Genomic DNA, 19,454 nt, shown 5'->3' with positions numbered 1-19,454 from the left:
GTCGGCATCAACAGGGAATAAAAGGATCAGCTGTGCGGACCCTGCTCGAGTACCCGGCGCCCTTCCTGGTAACGGTGCTTCCAGTAGGTTTCGTCCAGATTGGAGATAGTGACGCCGCTGCTGGTCGACGCGTGGACAAACTGCTGGCTGCCGAGATAGATGCCGACATGGCGTCCTGTCGAACCAGCGCGGAACAGCACCAGATCGCCAGGGCGTAATCTATTGCGTTGGATTTTCTGACCGACTTCCTGTTGCTCGTAGCTGGAGCGGGGAAGGTCCATGCCAAATTGTTCGCGGAAGGTGCGCTGAACAAAGGCGGAACAGTCGATGCCTTTCTTGGTCTGACCGCCTAAACGGTAACGAACGCCTTTCCAACTTGCGTACTGGTCAAGCAACTTGGTTTTCACTTCCACGTTCTGGACCATCGTTTCGAATTCAGCCTGAGAGGCTTGTAGTGAAGGATCACCATTAACCACACGACTATCAGTCTGAGAATTTGCTGCTGTATTACTGTGATTGCTGCTACAGGCGGTGAGTACAATTGCCACCGCGACGGCAGGTACTGCCCGCCAGATGTATCTCAGTACCGGTTGAGATTTGACCATTATTGTTATATTCCCTTCGTGTCCTTAGCGAACGAGACGATCGCTATATGCTGTATTTGCCAAACGAAATAAGACTCACGAATCGTTATTTAGGGACAACAACCGGATCGCCAAACCGTGCCGTGCGGCACTTTTTTCTATAGCAACAGGATCTATAGCGTTTCGCGCGTGGCGGACAATCGTTCATAAATAACAGATTTTGTCGAGACTACCGGAATGAAAAAAATATTGCGAGTACTTTCCCCCCTTTTATTTATATGAATTCGTGATGAAATTTTACAAAGAACTCATGTAAATCCCTACGGGAAGGAATAATGATAGCAGAACAAGGTATTTACAGATGAAAACGCGGGGAAAAGAAGGGAGAGCCGCAGCCAAAAAACAGAATATCCGGCTGCGGCGAAGCCTTACTGCGGGCGGTATTGACCGGGAAGCCGACGGTTGAGGGCATTGAGCAACGCGTCGCTGGCGGGCGTCAGCAGCCACCAGCTTAATCCCACCAGCACGACGGACAGTGAGCCGACGGCGATATCGGTAAACCAGTGAGCGCCAATCATCACTCGCGGCAGTGAAAAGACAATGGTAATCAGCACGCCAATGAAAAAGGCTTTAACGCCGAAGTAGCGCAGCATAAAGGCCGCGAAAATCATCAGCATCATACCGTGGTCGCCAGGGAAGCTGTCGCGTGAGGCGTCTTTGGTCGGGATGCCGGTGAGTTCGCCGACGCGGTTGATGTTCTCGAAGAACAGGGACGGACTGGCGTGCTGCACCGGCAGCAGATGACCGAGCTGGTTGAGCACCACGGCGGTGAGCAGCATGACGATCCCCAGGATCAGCAGGCGACGACGCTCGACGGGAGCGGCCTTGAGATAAAAACTCAGATATAGCGCACCCATCGCCAACAGTGAGCAGCCGTCAAACGCGCGGTTGTTTGTCATTGCGACCAGCATCAAAAAGGCGTGGTTGGTCGATAGGTGCTGATTAAAATAAAAGAAAATGGATTCATCTATGGCAAACCAGAAGCCGTGATTGGCTGGTAAATACCAAGAAAGAAATAACGCAATGCCAATCGCGTTGAATAAAAGAATCACAGGAATATTTCGTTTGGACATAAGAACGGCTCAATTAAAAAGAATAAAAAATAATTATCGCATTGTGGTTAAACGAACTTGCAGCAACGTGCGCTGGAGTGAATTCCACTCTGCTTCAGCCTCGTTAATAATCTCAATACGACTATCAGGGGGCGGTGCCGAGCGTGTTTCGATATGAAGATCGTTGCCCTGACGGTTGACCACCAGCGTCCCTTCCGGAATACGCAGCACCCCTTTGACACGGCTCACCGGGGACAAACGCGCCCAGTCCAACAGCTTCGCCGTGTCGAATACGGTTTCAGCGTCGAATATCCAGCCACAGGAATGGTATCCCTGTCCGTGATTAAGCGCACGTCTCCAGGTCGTCTGCCCGTCCAGACTCAGAGCCGCCAGCCCGTTGCGCACCGGTTCGCCAGGATGGTGATGACGGGCGGACGGCAGATCGGCGCCGCGTTCTCCCGGCAGATCCAGCAGTGCAGCATCAATGTTTCCCTGACTCACGGAGAGGAGCCTGCGCGCTTGCCCAACCTTGTCATACCAGCGGCTTAACGCGGCGCGATCGCCATCGTCGTAGGTATCCTGCTTATTGGCGATAATCACATCCGCCGCCGCCAACTGGTCGCGAAAGTTTTCGTTTTCCGTGTAGCGTGGCTCCGCCAATTGTCGCGCATCCAGGACGCACAGCGTGGCCTTCACCGTCAGCCAAGGCTGGTAGGTCGAGGAACGCAGCAACGACAGAATTTGCTTCGGATGCCCGAGCCCGGTGGGCTCGATCAGCAGACGATGCGGTTTCTTCTGCTGAAGCAGCATGTTCAGCCCGACCTGCATCGGCAAGCCGTTAACGCAACACAGGCAACCTCCGGGGATCTCTTTCAGCACGGCACCGCGGTCAGCCAGCAAAGCGCCGTCGATGCCTATTTCGCCGAATTCATTGACCAGCACCGCCCAAATTTCATCAGTCGGTTTCTGAGACAACAGATGGAGCAAGGTGGTGGTTTTGCCGCTGCCGAGGAAGCCGGTAATCACGTTGACTTGGGTTAGCACAGGCGTCTCCCACAGAAATTAGTGAACCAAAACGCCCGGCGGGAACCGGGCGCGGGCACAGTCAGCCTTACTCGGCGCGGCCCATGTAACGGCGCTCCGGGATATGAATACGAATTTTTTCACCGGCGCTGAGGTATTCCGGCACCTGAATCACCAGACCGGTGTTCAGCGTGGCCGGTTTGTTGCGCGCGCTGGCGGAAGCGCCTTTGATGCCAGGTGCAGTGTCGACAATGTCCAGATCGACCGTCTGGGGCAGTTCCAGCGCCAGAATCTGTCCATCCATCGTCAGAACCTGAATACCGGGCATGCCGCCTTCAGGAATAAACAGCAGCTCATCTTCGATTTGCTCTTTTTTGAAGTTGTACGGCGTGTAGTCTTCATCATCCATAAAGACATATTCGTCGCCATCAATATAAGAGAAGGTCACCTGACGGCGGGACAGCGTGATGGTGTCGAGGATATCGTCGCCTTTGAAGCGCTCTTCGACTTTTAGACCGGTACGAACGTCGGAGAAACGCATTTTGTACAGCGTACTGGCGCCGCGGGCGCTCGGACTCTGAATATCAATATCTTTGACCAGCAGCAGTTTACCGTTGTAGTTGACGGCCATACCGCGTTTGATTTCGTTAGCTCTTGCCATGGAAGACATACCTTGTAAAGGGTGAGATAAATTTTTGTGGCGACAAGTTACTCGCGCGGCCGGATTCAGGCAAGCAGGATTTACGTTACGCGGCGTCAACGCCGGGAAAATCGGTAGTCATTACCGTTGAGGGCTGATAAGGTCCGCCTTTGTGCGCCTAGCGCCTCATCACCCACAGGAACATCTTGATGGACTGTCGTCCCGGCTGCGGCGCTTGCTGCATTGCACCCTCAATATCGAGTCCGCTGCCCGGCATGCCTGAGGGAAAGCCCGCCAATACGCCTTGCATTCATCTTGACGAGCGAATGCGCTGTGGCATTTTCCATTCTCCGCTTCGGCCTGCCGTGTGCGCCAGCCTACAGCCCCAGCGGGATATGTGTGGCGAAAACCGGGACGAGGCGCTCCTCTATCTTATCCAGTTAGAAAACGCCACGGCGCCTTGAACGTTGGCGGTGGATCATACATCCTTTATGCGCCACATACAGTAGCCTGCGGCCAGACTCAAGCCGAGCGCGAAGATGAATCCTGCATGATAGCTCCAGATCTCCGCCACCATGCCGCCCAGCGAACCCGAAATGATCCAGCCGACGCGGGACGTGTTCGAAAACAGCGTCGTGGCCGCCCCCGCCTGACCCGGCATTAAATCCTGAAAATAGAGCATGCCGATACCAGCCAAAATGCCGATAAACACGGCGTTCAGCAACTGTAACGCCAGCAGCGCCCACGGCGAATCCAGCAGACACAATCCGAGATAAAATAGCAGGCCGGCGGCAATCGCCAGACGCATTAAATAGCGCTTGCCGAGGCGTCGGGCGAAATAGCCCGAAATCAGCATCGCCGGAATTTCCAGCCCTGCCGCCGTTCCCATCATCACGCCCGCCAGTTTTTCTTCCAATTTGAGCTCATGCACTAAATAAAGCGGCATATTAATAAGGTAGATGCCGTTGCAGGTCCACATGAGGGTACAGGCGACGCAGAGCAGCAGCGTATCGCGACGATAACGGCGGGGCGAATCCAGCGTTTCGGCTGTTTTGACGCGTCCGTGCTTCGGCATGGACGGCAGCAGTAGCGCGACCAGCAGGCTGCACAGCAAAAAAACGCCGGTCGCGGCCATATACATTGCGGGGAAGCCCAGGCCCAACGCCAGCGCGAAGGCAACGGGCGGACCGACAACCCAGGAGAGCGAGATCTGCGCGCGCATCACCGAGCTAAACATCGCGGCTTCACGTCCGGCACGGTCGGAATACTCACGCGCCAGCGCGAACAGCTGTGGGTTGGCCGTTGATCCGAAGCTGGAGAGGAGAACGCCCACCAACAACAGCACCGCATAGTTTCTATTCCAGGCAAATAGCAGGCAGGCCAGCGCGCCGAACAGGCAGCAGGCCACGATCAGCCGTTTGCGATCGCCGCGGTTATCGGAGTAACTGGCCAGGAGTTGGCTGACGATAATGCCGATGATCGCATTGCCAGTGTAAAACAGCCCCACCAGCACTGGACGGGCGTGGACTTCCGTGGAAAGGAACAGGCTGAGGGTGGGGAGCTGTAAGGCGCCGGCGATACCCGAGAGAAACGCAATCAGCAGAAAAGCTGACGCGGTAATGTCGGGCAGTCGTCGCGATGTACCGGCTGATGTATGCATGACGTTCTTGCGGAGTAAAAATGAGACCGAGCGCCGTATTCTACGCCAGCGTGACGTGAAAGGGTAAATCGTTTTTTTCCGTGTCCTTCAGCAAGTTTTCAGCTGGCATCGCGCTCAAACTGAACTATAACCTTGTTGATGCGAAAGTGTGCGTGACCTCTAAGAATCACACTGAGTTTTATGGACAATGCTTGCATAGATATTGGGAAAGACGCAGTATTTTTGAAACGTTTCAGTTGCGTGTTTTATGAAACGATTTTCATCACCAGGCCATTTTTTTCCCTTAAAAGCTGAAACGATTCAAGTTTGGCAGGAGAGAAGAGCTATGTTCCAGTTGTCACAGCAAGATATTCATATAGGGGCGAGCGCCGGCGACAAGCAGGAGGCCATTAAACAAGTGGCTTCCGCGCTGACTGAAGCCGGTTGCGTCAGCGAAGGGTATGTTGAAGGAATGCTACAGCGTGAACTGCAAACCTCTACTTATCTGGGAAACGGTATCGCTATACCGCATGGAACGACGGATACGCGCGACCTGGTTCGCAAAACGGGCGTTCAGGTGTTTCAGTTTCCCAAAGGGATCGCCTGGGGAGACAATCAAACGGCTTACGTTGTGTTGGGGATCGCGGCACGTTCCGACGAACATCTGGCGCTGCTGCGTCAGTTGACGCACGTTTTGAGCGACGACAGCGTGGCAGAACGTCTGGCGACGACCACGTCGACGGAAGAGTTACGCAGTCTGCTGATGGGCGAGCAACAGGCCGCGGAGTTACGCTTCGACGCCTCGCTGATTTCCCTGAACGTGGCGACGGACAATCTGATCACGTTACAGGCGCTAAATGCAGGCAAATTGCAGCAGATCGGCGCCGTCGATGCCCGTTTCGTCAGCGATGTAGTGGCCAGCAAGCCGCTACATCTAGGCGACGGCATCTGGGTCAGCGACAGTCAGGAAGGCAATCTGATCAGCGCGCTGGCGATCAGTCGTCCACTCGAACCGTTCAGCGTCGATGACGAAAAAGTGGCGATGCTGCTGACAATGTCAGCTGTCGACGACCAGGTGAATGCGCCAATTGATTACCTGAGCAAGCTATTGAGCGCTGGCAAGTCCGAAAGCCTGCTCAGCGCCGACGCGCCGACGCTACTGACCCTGTTGTCCAGCGAAGCGACGGAAGAGAGTAACGCGCTGGTGGCCGAATTCGTAATTCGTAACGAGCACGGCCTGCATGCCCGTCCCGGCGCCATGCTGGTTAATGTCATCAAACAGTTTACGAGTGAAATCACCGTCGCCAACCTTGATGGGACGGGCAAACCGGCCAACGGCCGCAGCCTGATGAAAGTGGTGGCTCTGGGCGTGAAGTCCGGCCATCGCTTACGTTTTACGGCCAATGGCAGCGATGCGGAAGCCGCGCTGAAAGCCATTGGTGAAGCTATTGCATCCGGATTAGGAGAGGGAGCATGAGCAGGAGAGTCGCGACCATTACGCTGAATCCGGCTTACGATTTGGTGGGGTACTGCCCGCAGGTCGAACGTGGTGAAGTCAACTTGGTTCAAACCGCAGGTCTGCACGCCGCGGGTAAAGGGATAAATGTCGCCAAGGTTTTAAAGGACCTGGGGATTGATGTCACGGTGGGCGGATTCCTGGGTAAAGATAATCAGGATGGGTTTCAGCAGCTGTTCAGCGAGCTGGGGATCGCCAACCGTTTTCAGGTGGTCAACGGCCGCACGCGCATTAACGTTAAGCTGACGGAGCAGGATGGGGATGTCACCGATCTGAACTTCTCGGGCTTTGAAGTGACGCCACAGGACTGGCAGCGCTTCGTTAACGATTCGCTGAGCTGGCTGGGGCAGTTTGACATGGTGGCGGTCAGCGGAAGTCTGCCGGCGGGCGTCGACCCTGAAGCGTTTACCGACTGGATGACCCGCCTGCGTAGTCAATGTCCGTGCATCATTTTCGACAGCAGTCGCGAAGCATTGGTGGCGGGGCTGAAGGCATCGCCGTGGTTGGTGAAACCCAACCGGCGCGAGCTGGAAATTTGGGCGGGGCGTAAATTGCCGACGCTGGAAGATGTGGTTGATGCCGCGCACGCGCTGCGTGAACAGGGCATTGCGCATGTGGTCATTTCCCTGGGCGCGGAAGGCGCGCTCTGGGTCAATGCTTCCGGCGCCTGGCTGGCCAAGCCGCCCGCTTGCGATGTGATCAGTACCGTCGGTGCTGGCGACTCGATGGTTGGCGGACTGATTTACGGCTTATTGATGCGCGAGTCCAGCGAGCACACGCTGCGTCTGGCGACAGCGGTGGCGGCACTGGCGGTCAGCCAAAGCAACGTTGGCGTGACGGACCGGCCGCAGCTCGCGGCGATGATGGCCCGCGTAGATCTGAAACCTTTCAATTAACAGCAGGAGAAGCACAATGAAAACGCTGCTGATATTCGACAAGTCATTAGGAAGAGTCAAAAGCAGATTGGTGCACAACCAGCTTGGCGCCGCCGTATCGAAAGCGGGACTCACGCTGACGGAACAGCCAACTGAGGCTGAACTGGTCGTCGTGGTTGGCGGTCAACAGGCGGACAGCGCGCTGAACGGGAAAAAGGTGTTTTTCGCGGATGTCGCGCAGGCGCTGAGTCAGCCGGAGGCGTTGCTGGAACAAGCCAAGTCGGAGGCCGCGCCTTATCAGGCGAGCGCCGCGGCAACGACGAAGGCGCCATCCAACGCCGCATCGACCGGCGTGACCCGCGTGGTCGCCGTCACCGCGTGTCCGACCGGCGTCGCTCATACGTTTATGGCGGCGGAAGCCATCGAGACGGAAGCGAAGAAGCGCGGCTGGTGGGTCAAAGTCGAAACGCGCGGATCCGTTGGCGCGGGTAACCCTATTACGCCAGAAGAGGTTGACCAGGCGGACGTGGTGATCGTCGCTGCCGATATTGAAGTCGACCTCAGCAAGTTCGCTGGCAAGAAGATGTATCGCACCTCGACGGGTCTGGCGCTGAAAAAAACCGCACAGGAGTTAGATAAGGCGCTGGCGGAAGCGAGCGTCTATCAGCCGTCTGGACAGTCCGGCGCCCCGGCTGCTGGCGGTAAAAAGGGTGGGACGGGGCCTTACAGCCACTTGCTGACCGGGGTGTCTTACATGCTGCCGATGGTCGTGGCCGGTGGGTTGTGTATTGCCCTGTCCTTCGTGTTCGGCATTGAGGCGTTCAAGCAGGAAGGGACCTTGGCTGCGGCGCTGATGAAGATCGGGGGCGGTTCCGCTTTTGCGCTGATGGTGCCGGTGCTGGCCGGTTATATCGCCTTTTCCATCGCAGACCGACCGGGGTTGACGCCGGGTCTGGTCGGCGGGATGCTGGCCGTGAGCACTGGCGCAGGATTTATCGGTGGGATCATCGCCGGGTTCCTGGCCGGTTATTTGGCTCGTGCGATCAATAATCATGTCAAGCTACCGCAAAGTCTCACGGCACTGAAGCCCATACTGATTATCCCGCTGATAGCGACGCTGATTACCGGCTTGGTCATGGTTTATGTGGTCGGCACCCCGGTCGCTAAAATCCTGACGGGACTGACTTCCTGGTTGCAGTCAATGGGCACGGCGAACGCGGTCATTCTCGGCGCGGTATTGGGCGGCATGATGTGTACGGATATGGGCGGGCCGGTGAACAAGGTAGCTTACGTCTTTGGCACGACGCTGCTGAGTAGCCAGGTTTATGCACCGATGGCGGCCGTGATGGCTGGCGGGATGGTGCCACCGTTGGCGATGGGGCTGGCGACGCTGCTGGCGGGTAAGAAATTTACTCCACCCGAGCGCGAAGGAGGCAAGGCTGCGCTGGTGCTGGGGATGTGTTTCATTTCCGAAGGCGCAATCCCTTACGCTGCGCGAGACCCAATGCGCGTACTGCCATGTTGTATTGTCGGCGGCGCATTGACCGGCGCGCTGTCTATGGCGGTAGGCGCCAAGCTGATGGCCCCGCATGGTGGTCTGTTTGTGCTGTTGATTCCGGGAGCGATTACGCCCGTTATCGGGTATCTGCTCTCTATTATCGCGGGTACGGTGGTCAGCGGCGTGCTGTACGCACTGCTGAAACGGCCAGAACCCACCGCGTCGGTGCCGGCGCAGAGTGAACACGTCTGAGTTAGGCCCAAGAGACAATAAGGATGTTGATGGTAAACGCCAGTCCGTAGACTGGCGTTTTTTTTGGGGGAAACGATGAGTGAGGACGCCATTCGTCGCGCAGGACGGCGGGTTGGCGGAATCATCTTGAGATGCGTCCCCGGTTAAGGGGACGTGGCTCAGCGTTCAGCGCGCTGCTGGGACTTCAGCCATGCAATTTCGTCCGGCCAGATATCGGGATTCACCGTTTCCAGAATCAGGGGAATACCATCGAATCGGGGATCGCGCATGATGTAGCTGAAAACCGGTTTGCCGATGTTACCTTCGCCCAGGCTATGGTGACGGTCGACTCGACTATTGAATTCGCTTTTCGCGTCGTTGAGATGCATCCCTCGGAGATATTGGAAACCAACCACCTTTTCCAGCTCATCGAAAGTGCGCTGGCAATCTTCTTCTGTGCGCAGGTCGTAGCCCGCGGCAAAGGCGTGGCAGGTATCAATGCAAAAACCGACCCGGCTTTTGTCTTCAACCTGATCGATGATTTCGGCCAGATGCTCGAATCGAAAACCGAGGTTGCTGCCTTGTCCCGCCGTATTTTCAATCACGGCGGTGACCCCTTCAGTGACATCCAGCGCCATGTTGATGGACTCGGCGATGCGCGAAAGGCAGCGGCTTTCGTCAATCTGCTGCAGATGGCTGCCGGGGTGAAAGTTCAGCAGCGTCAGCCCCAGTTGCTGACAGCGACTCAGCTCGTCGATAAACGCGGCACGTGACTTTTCTAGCGCCTCTTCAACGGGGTGACCCAGGTTAATCAGATAGCTGTCGTGGGGCAGGATCTGAGCCGGGGTGTAATGATATTGCTCACAGGCAGACTTGAAGCGGTCGATCACGTCCGGGGTTAACGGCGCGGCGCGCCACTGACGCTGGTTTTTAGTAAACAGCGCAAATGCCGTTGCTTCGATCTCGTGTGCGCGGATGACGGCTTGATCAACGCCGCCTGCTGCACTGACGTGAGCACCTACGTATTTCATTCTTCTCTCCTTTATGTCGGAACGCCCCGGCGGGATGGATACCGCAGGGCGTCGCCTGGCGAGCGCATTATGACATTATCGCCACCGGGGACGGCAAGTCCGGCGTGTCCGAATCAGGAAAACAGATGCATCACGCCCAGATTGATCGCGCCGCCCCCGACGATCAGCCAGATAAACAGCAGCAATGCCAACAGCACCGGCTTGATGCCCGCCTGTCTGAGCATCTGGACGCGAGTGGCGATCCCGAGCGCCACCATCGCCATCGTCAGCAGCATTCCGTCGAGCTTGACCAGCGTGTTTACCCAACTGACGGGCAATAGGGATAGCGAGTTAAACCCCGCGACCAAAATAAACACGACGGCAAACCAGGGAAACAGCATGGGTGCGGATTCCTCCGCATCGACACCCGCCAGACGCTGCCGTTTCAGCCACAGGCCAAGTAAAAATAGAAAGGGCGCCAACATCATTACGCGCAGCATTTTAGCGATGACCGCCATGCTTTCTGCCTCGTTATTAATCGCATGGCCCGCAGCGACCACCTGAGCAACTTCATGCAGCGTCGAACCGATATAGACGCCAAACGTCTGCGCCGTAAATGGCACGATATGGCTGAAAGGGAAATGCGCGAAGAACCAAGGGTAAACAAACATGGCCGTCGTGCCGAATATCACCACGGTGGAAACCGCCACGGCGACTTTATCCGCGTTGGCTTTTAGCACGGGCGCGGTCGCCAATACCGCCGCCGCGCCGCAGATGCTGCTGCCTGCGCCGACGAGCAATACCGTCTGCGTGTCCAGTTTGAACCAGCGGCGGCCCAGCCAGCAGGCTAAGAGCAGCGTAGAGGACACGGTGAGGATGTCGATCATCAGCCCGCGAGGCCCGATGGCGGCGATTTGCACGACACTGAGTTTGAATCCATAAAGCACGATCCCCAGACGTAGCAGATGATGCTTCGTCCACTGTACGCCCGCATCGCACGACGCCTGCACCCACGGATAGAGCGTATTGCCCAGCACCATCCCCAGCAGGATCGCCAGCGTCAGGGAGCCAAGCCCCCAACGGCTGATCGCGGGGAGATCCGCCAGCCACAAGACGGCCAGCGAGATCAGACCTATTGCGAGAATGCCAGGCAAGCGCTGTTGCGCGGTAAATGTGGCGGGAACGGCCCGAAGGCGGGCCAGGAATATCTGCATAGCATGTACCTTGTGACGGGATCTCTTGGGGTCACAGCCTATGCGCCGCGTGCTTAAAATAGAAATTGATTATATATTTATAACCTATGAGTATTAACGATAAGAGCGCACTATGCACATCACCTTACGTCAGCTTGAAGTCTTTACCGAGGTTTTGAAGACGGGGTCGACGACGCAGGCTTCCGTCGCGCTGGCGTTGTCGCAATCGGCCGTCAGCGCGGCACTGTCCGATTTGGAAGGGCATCTGGGCGTACAGCTTTTCGACCGGGTCGGTAAGCGGCTGGTGGTCAATGAGCACGGACGATTGCTGTTCCCAAAGGCATTGGCGCTGCTGGAACAGTCTTCGGAGATCGAACAGCTGTTTCGCCGTGACGTCGGCGCCCTACGCATTTACGCCAGTAGTACCATCGGCAACTATCTGATGCCGGCGATCATCGCTCGCTATCGCCGCGATGCGCCTGACACGCCGCTGGAGTTGCAGGTCGGCAACACCCAGGACGTCGTCAATGCGGTGTCGCAGTTCAGCGTGGACCTCGGATTGATCGAAGGGCCGTGCCATCATCCGGACTTGATCACGCAGTCCTGGGTCGAGGATGAGCTGGTCGTGTTCTGTGCCGCCGACAGCCCGCTGGCCAGTCAGGGGCCGGTGACCCTGGAGGCGCTCGCGAATGCGCCATGGATTCTGCGCGAGCAGGGTTCGGGAACGCGTGAAGTGCTGGACCATTTGCTGCTAAACAGACTGCCGCATTTCCAACTGATGATGGAGCTGGGCAATTCGGAGGCGATCAAACACGCGGTGCGCTACGGTATGGGAATCAGCTGCCTGTCCCGTCATGTCATTGCCGATCAGTTGGCGTCGGGCGCATTGGTGGAGCTGGAGGTGCCGCTGCATAACCTCAATCGCACACTCTATATGGTCCACCATCGGCAAAAGCATCTTTCCAATGTGCTGTGCCGTTTTCTGGATTACTGTCGTCAGCCGGTCAGCAAAGCGTAATGGCCGTTATCGCTCATGGACTACTGGGCGGCTAATGATTGTCTCTGTGGAGCATAAATAGCTGTTTCTTATAATCAGAGATGGGTTATTAACCTCTCTTATGATTAGCGATTCCCACTACCCAGCCGGGGGGTATTTGTTACAATTCGGCCTCAATTTTATCGGCCAAGCGGAATCAAGATGGCTCAACACGATACTCAGACCCCATCACAAGGGGGCAGAACGCTACGCCGTGAACTTAAAGCACGGCATCTTACGATGATCGCCATTGGCGGTTCGATCGGGACAGGACTCTTCGTGGCCTCCGGGGCCACGGTCGCGCAGGCCGGACCGGGCGGAGCGCTGTTGTCTTATGTGCTCATTGGTTTGATGGTCTACTTCCTGATGACCAGCCTCGGGGAACTGGCGGCCTTCATGCCGGTCTCCGGCTCTTTCTCGACCTATGGCGCATGCTATGTGGAAGAGGGATTCGGCTTCGCCCTGGGCTGGAACTACTGGTACAACTGGGCGGTGACTATCGCCGTCGATCTGGTTGCAGCGCAGCTGGTGATGGGCTACTGGTATCCCGATGTGCCGGGCTGGATTTGGAGCGCGCTATTCCTGACCGTGATCTTCCTGCTGAACTACATCTCCGTGAAAGGGTTTGGCGAAGCAGAGTATTGGTTCTCCCTCATCAAAGTCGTCACCGTGCTGGTGTTTATCGGCGTGGGCGTGCTGATGATTGTCGGTATCTTGAGAGGGGGAGAGCACGCGGGCCTGCATAACTGGGAAATTGGCGATGCGCCTTTTGCGGGCGGTTTCTCGGCGATGATCGGCGTCGCGATGATCGTGGGCTTCTCCTTCCAGGGAACGGAGCTGATTGGGATTGCCGCCGGTGAATCCAAAGATCCGCAGAAGAATATTCCTCGTGCCATCCGTCAGGTGTTCTGGCGTATCCTGCTGTTTTATGTGTTCGCCATCCTCATCATCAGCCTGATTATTCCTTACACCGACCCGAACCTACTGCGTACCGATGTCAAAGACATCAGCGTCAGTCCGTTCACGCTGGTCTTCCAGAACGCCGGTCTGCTGTCTGCCGCCGCGGTAATGAACGCCGTCATACTGACGGCCGTGCTGTCCGCAGGGAACTCTGGTATGTATGCCTCAACGCGAATGCTGTTCACGCTGGCGCGGGAAGGTAAAGCGCCGGCGATTTTCGGCCAGCTATCCCGTGGGGGCGTGCCGCGCAACGCGCTTTATGCGACGACCGTTGTGGCCGCATTGTGTTTCCTGACGTCCATGTTCGGTAATCAGACAGTCTATCTGTGGTTACTAAACACTTCGGGCATGACCGGTTTTATCGCGTGGCTCGGCATCGCCATCAGCCACTACCGCTTCCGTCGCGGTTACATCAAGCAGGGCGGTGATTTGACGGCATTACCGTATCTGTCCAGCTTCTTCCCGCTGGGGCCGATCTTCGCGTTCGTGCTGTGCCTGATTATCACGTTGGGACAGAACTATCAGGCGTTTCTGGCGGACAACATTGATTGGTACGGCGTGGCGGCAACCTACATTGGCATTCCTTTGTTCCTGTTAATCTGGTTCAGCTACAAGCTGGTAAAACGGACGCGCTTTGTGAAATACGCCGATATGGTCTTTCCGCGCTATAAGTAACCCCGTCAGGGAACATGACTGAAAAAGCCGGTCGCACGCTTCGTGTTGACCGGCTTTTTTATGGGCGTTGAGGGGGCGCTAGGTAGCGATGGCGTCGGCGTGAGAAAGGGAGGGCTGTCTGCGGACAATCAGTACAGGAGGGTTGAAAGAAGGGAGGAGAAACTCCGGCCCGCGGGGAGCCGGAGGAGGATGTTCGTGAGCCGTCAGACGGCGGGATGCCTTTCCGGACGGGTGCGGCGATAGTACGAGTACAGAATCCACGCCAGCGGCAGTAACGCCAGCGGCGCCGCCACATACCCGATCGTACTCATGCCCAAATAGAGACTGACTTTACTGCCGAGCAGGGCGCCGGCGCCGATGCCCAGGTTATACAGGCCCGAGAAGATGGACATTGCCACGTCGCTGGCATCGGGAGCAAGGCTCAGAACGTTGGTCTGCATCGCCAGACCAATCCCCATGACCGCCATGCCCCATACCATACACAAAATAATCATGCCGGATTCGTAGCCGGCGGCAGGCAGCAGCAGCAACAGCGAAAGCACCAGCAGTCCAATCGCGCTGAGCAGAAAACCGGTCGGATGTTTGTCGCTGTAGCGGCTATACAGCACGCTGCCGAGAATGCCCGCAGCCCCGAATAGCAGCAGGATCAGCGTGGTGAAGTTTTCCGACTGACCGGCCACATTCTGGATAAACGGTTCAATATAGCTGTAAGCCGTGAAGTGCGCGGTGACCAGAATGACGATCAGCACATACACCGTCACCAGCTCCGGACGCTTGAACAGCATGGGAACGCTGGCCAGCGAGCCAGAGTGTTCGCTTGGCAGACGCGGCAACAGTCGCGCCAGCAGGATCAGCGAAATCGTGGCGCCGACAGCAATCACCATGAAGGTCACGCGCCAGCCCAGCAGCTGGCCGACAACACGACCCATCGGCAGGCCCAGCACCATCGCCAGCGCCGTACCCGTGGCGAGCATACTCAATGCGGCCGCACGTTTTCCCGGCGGCGCCATGCGGATCGCCAGCGAGGCGGTAATCGACCAGAACACTGAGTGCGCCAGCGCCACTCCGGCGCGGGAAATCACCAGCACGGTGAAGTTCCAGGCCATCGCCGATAGCACATGGCTGGCGATAAACAGACAAAACACGCCGATCAGCAGTTTGCGTCGCTCGATGCCGCTGGTTAGCAGCATGCAGATCAAGGACGCCAGGGTGACAATCCAGGCGTAGATGGTAATCATCAGCCCGACTTCTTCTGTCTTCATGGCAAAACTCTGCGCTATGCCGCTGAGAAGTCCGACTGGGATAAATTCTGTGGTATTAAAAATAAATGCTGCAACAGATAGCGTAATGACACGCATCCAGGCTGTGGAGCGTGATGGAGCGGCGGATTCCATAAATGTTTCTCGAGATTAATAAGGGCGGACGCGCTTATTTTAGACAAAGAGGTAAAAGAATACGATGTAGTTCACAATTTTGTATGAATTTTTTTAAGCGAAATGTGTGCTTTATAACGAGAATTTAACCGGTTTGTGCAATAACAGGCGTGGTTACCGGCGTATCAATCTGAAAAGGCTTTTGATACGCCGGAACGGCGCTTACCGCTTTTGGAAGTAGGTCATCGCCAGTGCGGCGGCGAGCACCAGCCCTTTGATGATGTCCATCGCGTAATAGGGCACGGACAGCATGACCAGACCATTCTGCAACACGCCCAGCAGCACGGCCCCGACCAGCGTGCCTAGTGCGTTCGGTTTGCCGGAACCGGCGAGCGAGAAACCGATATAGGCGGCCGCCACGGCATCCATCAGGTAGCCGCCGCCGGCATTGACCTGAGAAGAACCGATGCGCGATGCCAGCAAGATACCGCCCAGCGCGGCCAACAGTGAGGAGAATACGTAGGCCAACACCCGGTAACGCGCGGTGCGAATACCCGCGAGACGCGCGGCTTCGGGATTACCGCCGATGGCATACATCCGACGCCCGTGTTGGGTCAGTGAGAGGTACAGTTGTACGACGACGGTGACCACCAGCATGATCACGACGATGGTGGGCACCTGCCCGAGGGTGGAGAAAAACGCCGGGATCAGACCTTCCGCCATTTCTCCGCTGGGTAAAACCATGTTTTGGGTGATGGAGCCGCCGTAGCTATAGGTCATCGCGACGCCTTGAATTACAAACAGACTCGCCAGGGTCGCCAGCATGTCCGGAATGCGCAGAATGACGATCAGGAAGGCGTTGAATAATCCCACCAGCATGCACAGCGCCAGCGTCAGCAAAATCGCGCCCGTCGTGCCGAAGCCGTACCAGACGAACAGCGAAACCACCAGCGCGTTAGCCAGCGAGGCCGTTGACCCCACAGACAGGTCGAAGCCGCCGACAGACAGTGACAGCGACACGCCGATCGCGATCACCGTCACAATGGCGATGGAGCGTAGGATGTTGATGATGTTGTACGGGTCGAGGAAATTATCTGATGCCAGTCCAAACAGCACCACCAGCGCGACAACGGTCAGCAGCATGCCCCATTTGTACAGGAAATCGAACAGACGATTAAAGGCAGGGAAATCCCCGTTAGATGAATGTGGCTGACTCACGCAGGAGTTCCTCCGGTTGAATACAATAAAAGCGTTTCTTCGTCCGTCGTCGCGGCGTCCAGTTCCGCTACGATACGGCCGTCCCACAGCACGCAGATGCGATCGCACAGCCCCACCAGTTCGGAAAATTCGCCCGAGGCGTAAATGATGCCTTTCCCCTGACGCGACAGCTCACCTATCAAACTAAACAAATCCTGCTTGGCTTTGATGTCCACGCCTTTGGTCGGTTCGTCGAAAATCAGCACCTGCATATCACTGCGCATCCATTTACCGATGGCGACCTTTTGCTGGTTGCCCCCGGATAATCGACGAATGGTCTGCTGCGGCCCTCGGGTACGAATGTCGAGCTGCCGGATCAATGTTTTCGCCCAGGCGGCGGCCTGACGTCCACTGAACACGCCCCAACGGGAAAAGCTGTCGCTGGCGGCGATACTCAGGTTCATGGACACGGTGTCATCAATGAAAATGCCTTCCTTGCGGCGCTCTTCCGGCACCAGTGCGATCCCGGCAGAGACCGCGTGGGCAGGCGTACGGGGCTTCCAGGGCTTTCCCCGATATTCTCCCGCGTTAATGCGACAGCGGCTCGCCCCAAACAGCGCCTTGCACAGCTCAGTCTTTCCGGCGCCCGCCAGACCGGCAATGCCCAGAATTTCGCCTTTGCGCAGCGTCAAAGAGATATCCTGCAGCAACATGTCGTCATGCAGGCCTTCAACGCGCAACAGCGTCTCGTCATGCGTCAGTGGTGAGCGAGGCGGGAAGATGTCGGTTAACTGATGGCCGAGCATATTTTCAACGATCTGTTCGCCGCTCAGCCCTTGCATCGGCGTACGGCTAACGAATTCGCCGTCGCGCAGAACCGTCAGCGTGTCGCAAATCGCTTTCAGTTCGTGAATGCGGTGGGAGATAAACACGATGCCGATGCCCTCTGCCTGCAGGCGACGCACAACGGCAAAGAGCCGTTCGCTCTCCTCCTGGTCCAGCGGCGCCGTCGGCTCGTCGAGGATCAGAAAACGGCAGTCATGCGATAGCGCGCGCGCCAGCAAGACCTGCTGTTTTTCAGCCAGCGTGCAGCACTCCATGCGGCGACGCACGTTGAGATCTATCCCCAACTGAGTCAACAGCGCGGCGGCTTGACGGCGAATGCGCGCCCAGCTCAGGCCGTGGCCGTTTTGCGCCAGGGTGTCCAGCATGATGTTTTCCGCGACCGAGAGCGTCGGCACTAGCGCCGCGTCGACTTCCTGCTGAACCAGATGAATGCCATACCGCTTCGCATCGCGCGGGGAGTGGATAGAGACGGCTTCGCCGTCCAGCAAAATGTCGCCGGTATAGCGGTCGTGCGACCCCGACAGAATCGCCATCAGGGTGGATTTTCCGGCGCCGTTAGCGCCCGTTAGAGCGTGGATAGAACCGCCCTCCAGGGCAAACTGCACCTGTTTTAACGCCGTGAAACCGGCAAAGGAGATGGAAATGCCGCGCATTTCCAAACGTGAACGGTGAGCTATGGACATAACTACGGCAACTCGTCTCGGCGATAAGGGATAGTGGCGTTAGCTGGCTGAAAATTAACACACTTTTGGGTGATAAAGAATGCAGAATAGCGGGGATCCGCGCCGCCTTTAAAAATGAAAAAGCATAACTTAAGCAAAAAAGTGATTAAGAATAGGACCGGATGATTTTAAGATGTGTTGACGGTCTGACGATAAACCACGCCATCGGAGTGACCGCCCCGCCGTCATAAAAGGCCAACACGCTGTAACGCAAGGAATAACCGATAATGAGCACAACACCTATCCGCGTCCAGGTTGGGCCGGCGAATTATTTTTCCTTTCCAGGGGCTATCGACAAGCTGACTGAATTCTATCCTACGCCGATGCTTGAACGGGCGCTATGGATCCACGGCGAGCGTGCGTTGAACGCCGCAAAGCCATATTTGCCCGCCGAAATTGCGGCGGAGAGCGTGAAACAGGCGCAGTTTGCCGCACATTGCAGTGAAAGCGAGGTCGAGAGATTAGTCACCTTGGCGGGCGACGATCGTACTGTCGTTATCGGCGTCGGCGGCGGGGCGGTGCTGGATACCGCTAAAGTGGTGGCGCGGCGTCTGGGTGTACCGCTGGTGGCGATCCCGACTATCGCGGCGACCTGCGCGGCGTGGACGCCGCTGTCCGTCTGGTATAACGATGAGGGACAGGCGTTACGGTTCGAAATTTTCGAAGACGCCAACCACATGGTCTTGGTGGAGCCGCGTATTATCCTGTCTGCCCCGGTGGACTATCTGCTGGCCGGTATCGGCGATACGCTCGCCAAGTGGTACGAAGCCGTGGTGCTCAGCCCCCGCCCGGAAACGCTGCCGCTGACCGTTCGGCTGGGGTTGCAGACGGCATTGGACATTCGCAACGTGTTGCTGCGACAAAGCGAAGCCGCGCTGAAGGCGGTTGAATCGGGAACGATCAATCAGAACTTTCTGGACGTGGTCGAAGCGATTATCGCCGGCGGCGGGATGGTCGGCGGTTTGGGCGAGCGCTACACGCGCGTGGCGGCGGCGCATGCGGTGCATAATGGTCTGACGGTGTTGCCGCACACGGAGCGTTTTCTTCATGGCACCAAGGTGGCCTACGGCATTCTGGTGCAGTGCGCGCTGTTGGATGATACCGATGCGTTGCTTGAGCTTAGCGCGGCGTTTCGTCTGATGGGGTTGCCCACCACGCTGGCCGATCTGGCGATAGACATTAACGACACGGCGGCGATGAACGCGATTGTCGCTCGTACGCTACAGCCGGGCGAATCCATCTACTATGTACCCGTGGCGCTGGATGAGGCGCGTCTGCTGATGGCGTTCAGGCGGGTGGAGTCCGGGAACGGGTGAGATTAATG

17 protein-coding genes are annotated in these 19,454 nt (G+C 57.0%); 7 read left to right on the top strand and 10 right to left on the bottom strand.

From position 1 onward, the window contains the following. Window positions 1–26: 26 nt before the first annotated feature. The 4 genes from mepS to yeiP all read right to left on the bottom strand — a co-directional run bounded on the left by mepS (window position 27) and on the right by yeiP (window position 3,380). The gene (gene mepS, locus BLU64_RS08860; protein WP_026743392.1) at window positions 27–605 is read right to left on the bottom strand and encodes a bifunctional murein DD-endopeptidase/murein LD-carboxypeptidase; all 579 of its coding nucleotides are present in this window, start codon (window positions 603–605) and stop codon (window positions 27–29) included. A 407-nt stretch (window positions 606–1,012) separates the two neighbouring features. Beyond that, entirely contained in the window at window positions 1,013–1,717 is a 705-nt protein-coding gene (locus BLU64_RS08855; protein WP_026743393.1) for a phosphatase PAP2 family protein, read from the bottom strand. Window positions 1,718–1,750: 33 nt separating this feature from the next. Further along, window positions 1,751–2,740, bottom strand: coding sequence for a CobW family GTP-binding protein (locus BLU64_RS08850; protein ID WP_074728419.1), 990 nt, complete (start codon window positions 2,738–2,740; stop codon window positions 1,751–1,753). Window positions 2,741–2,807: 67 nt separating this feature from the next. Next, the gene (gene yeiP, locus BLU64_RS08845) at window positions 2,808–3,380 is read right to left on the bottom strand and encodes an elongation factor P-like protein YeiP (RefSeq protein WP_026743395.1); all 573 of its coding nucleotides are present in this window, start codon (window positions 3,378–3,380) and stop codon (window positions 2,808–2,810) included. Between the two features lie 188 nt (window positions 3,381–3,568). On the opposite strand from yeiP, the gene BLU64_RS08840 reads away from it, so the two are divergent. After that, window positions 3,569–3,823, top strand: a complete 255-nt coding sequence (locus BLU64_RS08840) for a YkgJ family cysteine cluster protein (protein WP_071999792.1) — start codon at window positions 3,569–3,571, stop codon at window positions 3,821–3,823. A gap of 14 nt (window positions 3,824–3,837) precedes the next feature. On the opposite strand, the gene BLU64_RS08835 is transcribed toward BLU64_RS08840, so the two are convergent. After that, entirely contained in the window at window positions 3,838–5,019 is a 1,182-nt protein-coding gene (locus BLU64_RS08835) for a sugar efflux transporter (protein ID WP_026743396.1), read from the bottom strand. A 325-nt stretch (window positions 5,020–5,344) separates the two neighbouring features. On the opposite strand from BLU64_RS08835, the gene fruB reads away from it, so the two are divergent. The 3 genes from fruB to fruA are packed head-to-tail and all read left to right on the top strand — an operon-like array spanning window position 5,345 to window position 9,139. Next, window positions 5,345–6,475, top strand: coding sequence for a fused PTS fructose transporter subunit IIA/HPr protein (gene fruB, locus BLU64_RS08830; RefSeq protein ID WP_026743397.1), 1,131 nt, complete (start codon window positions 5,345–5,347; stop codon window positions 6,473–6,475). Beyond that, window positions 6,472–7,410 carry a 1-phosphofructokinase gene (gene fruK, locus BLU64_RS08825; RefSeq protein ID WP_026743398.1) on the top strand — a complete coding sequence of 313 codons (939 nt, stop codon included), beginning with the start codon at window positions 6,472–6,474 and terminating at the stop codon, window positions 7,408–7,410. Before fruB ends, fruK begins: the two co-directional genes overlap by 4 nt. Before the next feature lie 16 nt (window positions 7,411–7,426). Next, a complete protein-coding gene (fruA, locus tag BLU64_RS08820; protein ID WP_051625557.1) occupies window positions 7,427–9,139 on the top strand; it encodes a PTS fructose transporter subunit IIBC in 1,713 nt (570 codons plus the stop codon). A gap of 158 nt (window positions 9,140–9,297) precedes the next feature. On the opposite strand, the gene nfo is transcribed toward fruA, so the two are convergent. After that, window positions 9,298–10,149: a deoxyribonuclease IV gene (gene nfo, locus BLU64_RS08815; protein WP_074728417.1), complete on the bottom strand. Its 852-nt coding sequence runs from the start codon at window positions 10,147–10,149 to the stop codon at window positions 9,298–9,300. 113 nt (window positions 10,150–10,262) lie between these two features. Then, window positions 10,263–11,342, bottom strand: coding sequence for a YeiH family protein (locus BLU64_RS08810; protein ID WP_051625558.1), 1,080 nt, complete (start codon window positions 11,340–11,342; stop codon window positions 10,263–10,265). A 112-nt stretch (window positions 11,343–11,454) separates the two neighbouring features. Here BLU64_RS08810 and yieE point away from each other — a divergent pair, with 112 nt between their 5' ends. Together yieE and BLU64_RS08800 are read left to right on the top strand one after the other, a co-directional pair. Next, window positions 11,455–12,339: a DNA-binding transcriptional regulator YeiE gene (yieE, locus tag BLU64_RS08805; protein ID WP_026743401.1), complete on the top strand. Its 885-nt coding sequence runs from the start codon at window positions 11,455–11,457 to the stop codon at window positions 12,337–12,339. 180 nt (window positions 12,340–12,519) lie between these two features. Continuing rightward, on the top strand, window positions 12,520–13,992 hold the full coding sequence (locus tag BLU64_RS08800; protein ID WP_026743402.1) for an amino acid permease: 1,473 nt from the start codon (window positions 12,520–12,522) through the stop codon (window positions 13,990–13,992). A 203-nt stretch (window positions 13,993–14,195) separates the two neighbouring features. Here the strand turns inward: BLU64_RS08800 and BLU64_RS08795 are convergent, their stop codons facing one another. From BLU64_RS08795 to BLU64_RS08785, 3 genes are all read right to left on the bottom strand, one after another. Then, on the bottom strand, window positions 14,196–15,386 hold the full coding sequence (locus tag BLU64_RS08795) for a sugar transporter (RefSeq protein ID WP_074728415.1): 1,191 nt from the start codon (window positions 15,384–15,386) through the stop codon (window positions 14,196–14,198). Between the two features lie 201 nt (window positions 15,387–15,587). Continuing rightward, window positions 15,588–16,508, bottom strand: a complete 921-nt coding sequence (locus tag BLU64_RS08790) for an ABC transporter permease (RefSeq protein WP_235195113.1) — start codon at window positions 16,506–16,508, stop codon at window positions 15,588–15,590. A gap of 71 nt (window positions 16,509–16,579) precedes the next feature. Then, a complete protein-coding gene (locus tag BLU64_RS08785; RefSeq protein WP_026743405.1) occupies window positions 16,580–18,091 on the bottom strand; it encodes a sugar ABC transporter ATP-binding protein in 1,512 nt (503 codons plus the stop codon). 266 nt (window positions 18,092–18,357) lie between these two features. Between BLU64_RS08785 and BLU64_RS08780 the strand changes: the two genes are divergently transcribed. Beyond that, on the top strand, window positions 18,358–19,446 hold the full coding sequence (locus BLU64_RS08780) for an oxidoreductase (protein WP_026743406.1): 1,089 nt from the start codon (window positions 18,358–18,360) through the stop codon (window positions 19,444–19,446). The last annotated feature ends 8 nt before the right edge of the window (window positions 19,447–19,454 follow it).

The organism is Lonsdalea quercina, from assembly GCF_900107885.1.
GTDB lineage: Bacteria > Pseudomonadota > Gammaproteobacteria > Enterobacterales > Enterobacteriaceae > Lonsdalea > Lonsdalea quercina.
This window is presented reverse-complemented; position numbering and strand designations above follow the sequence as displayed.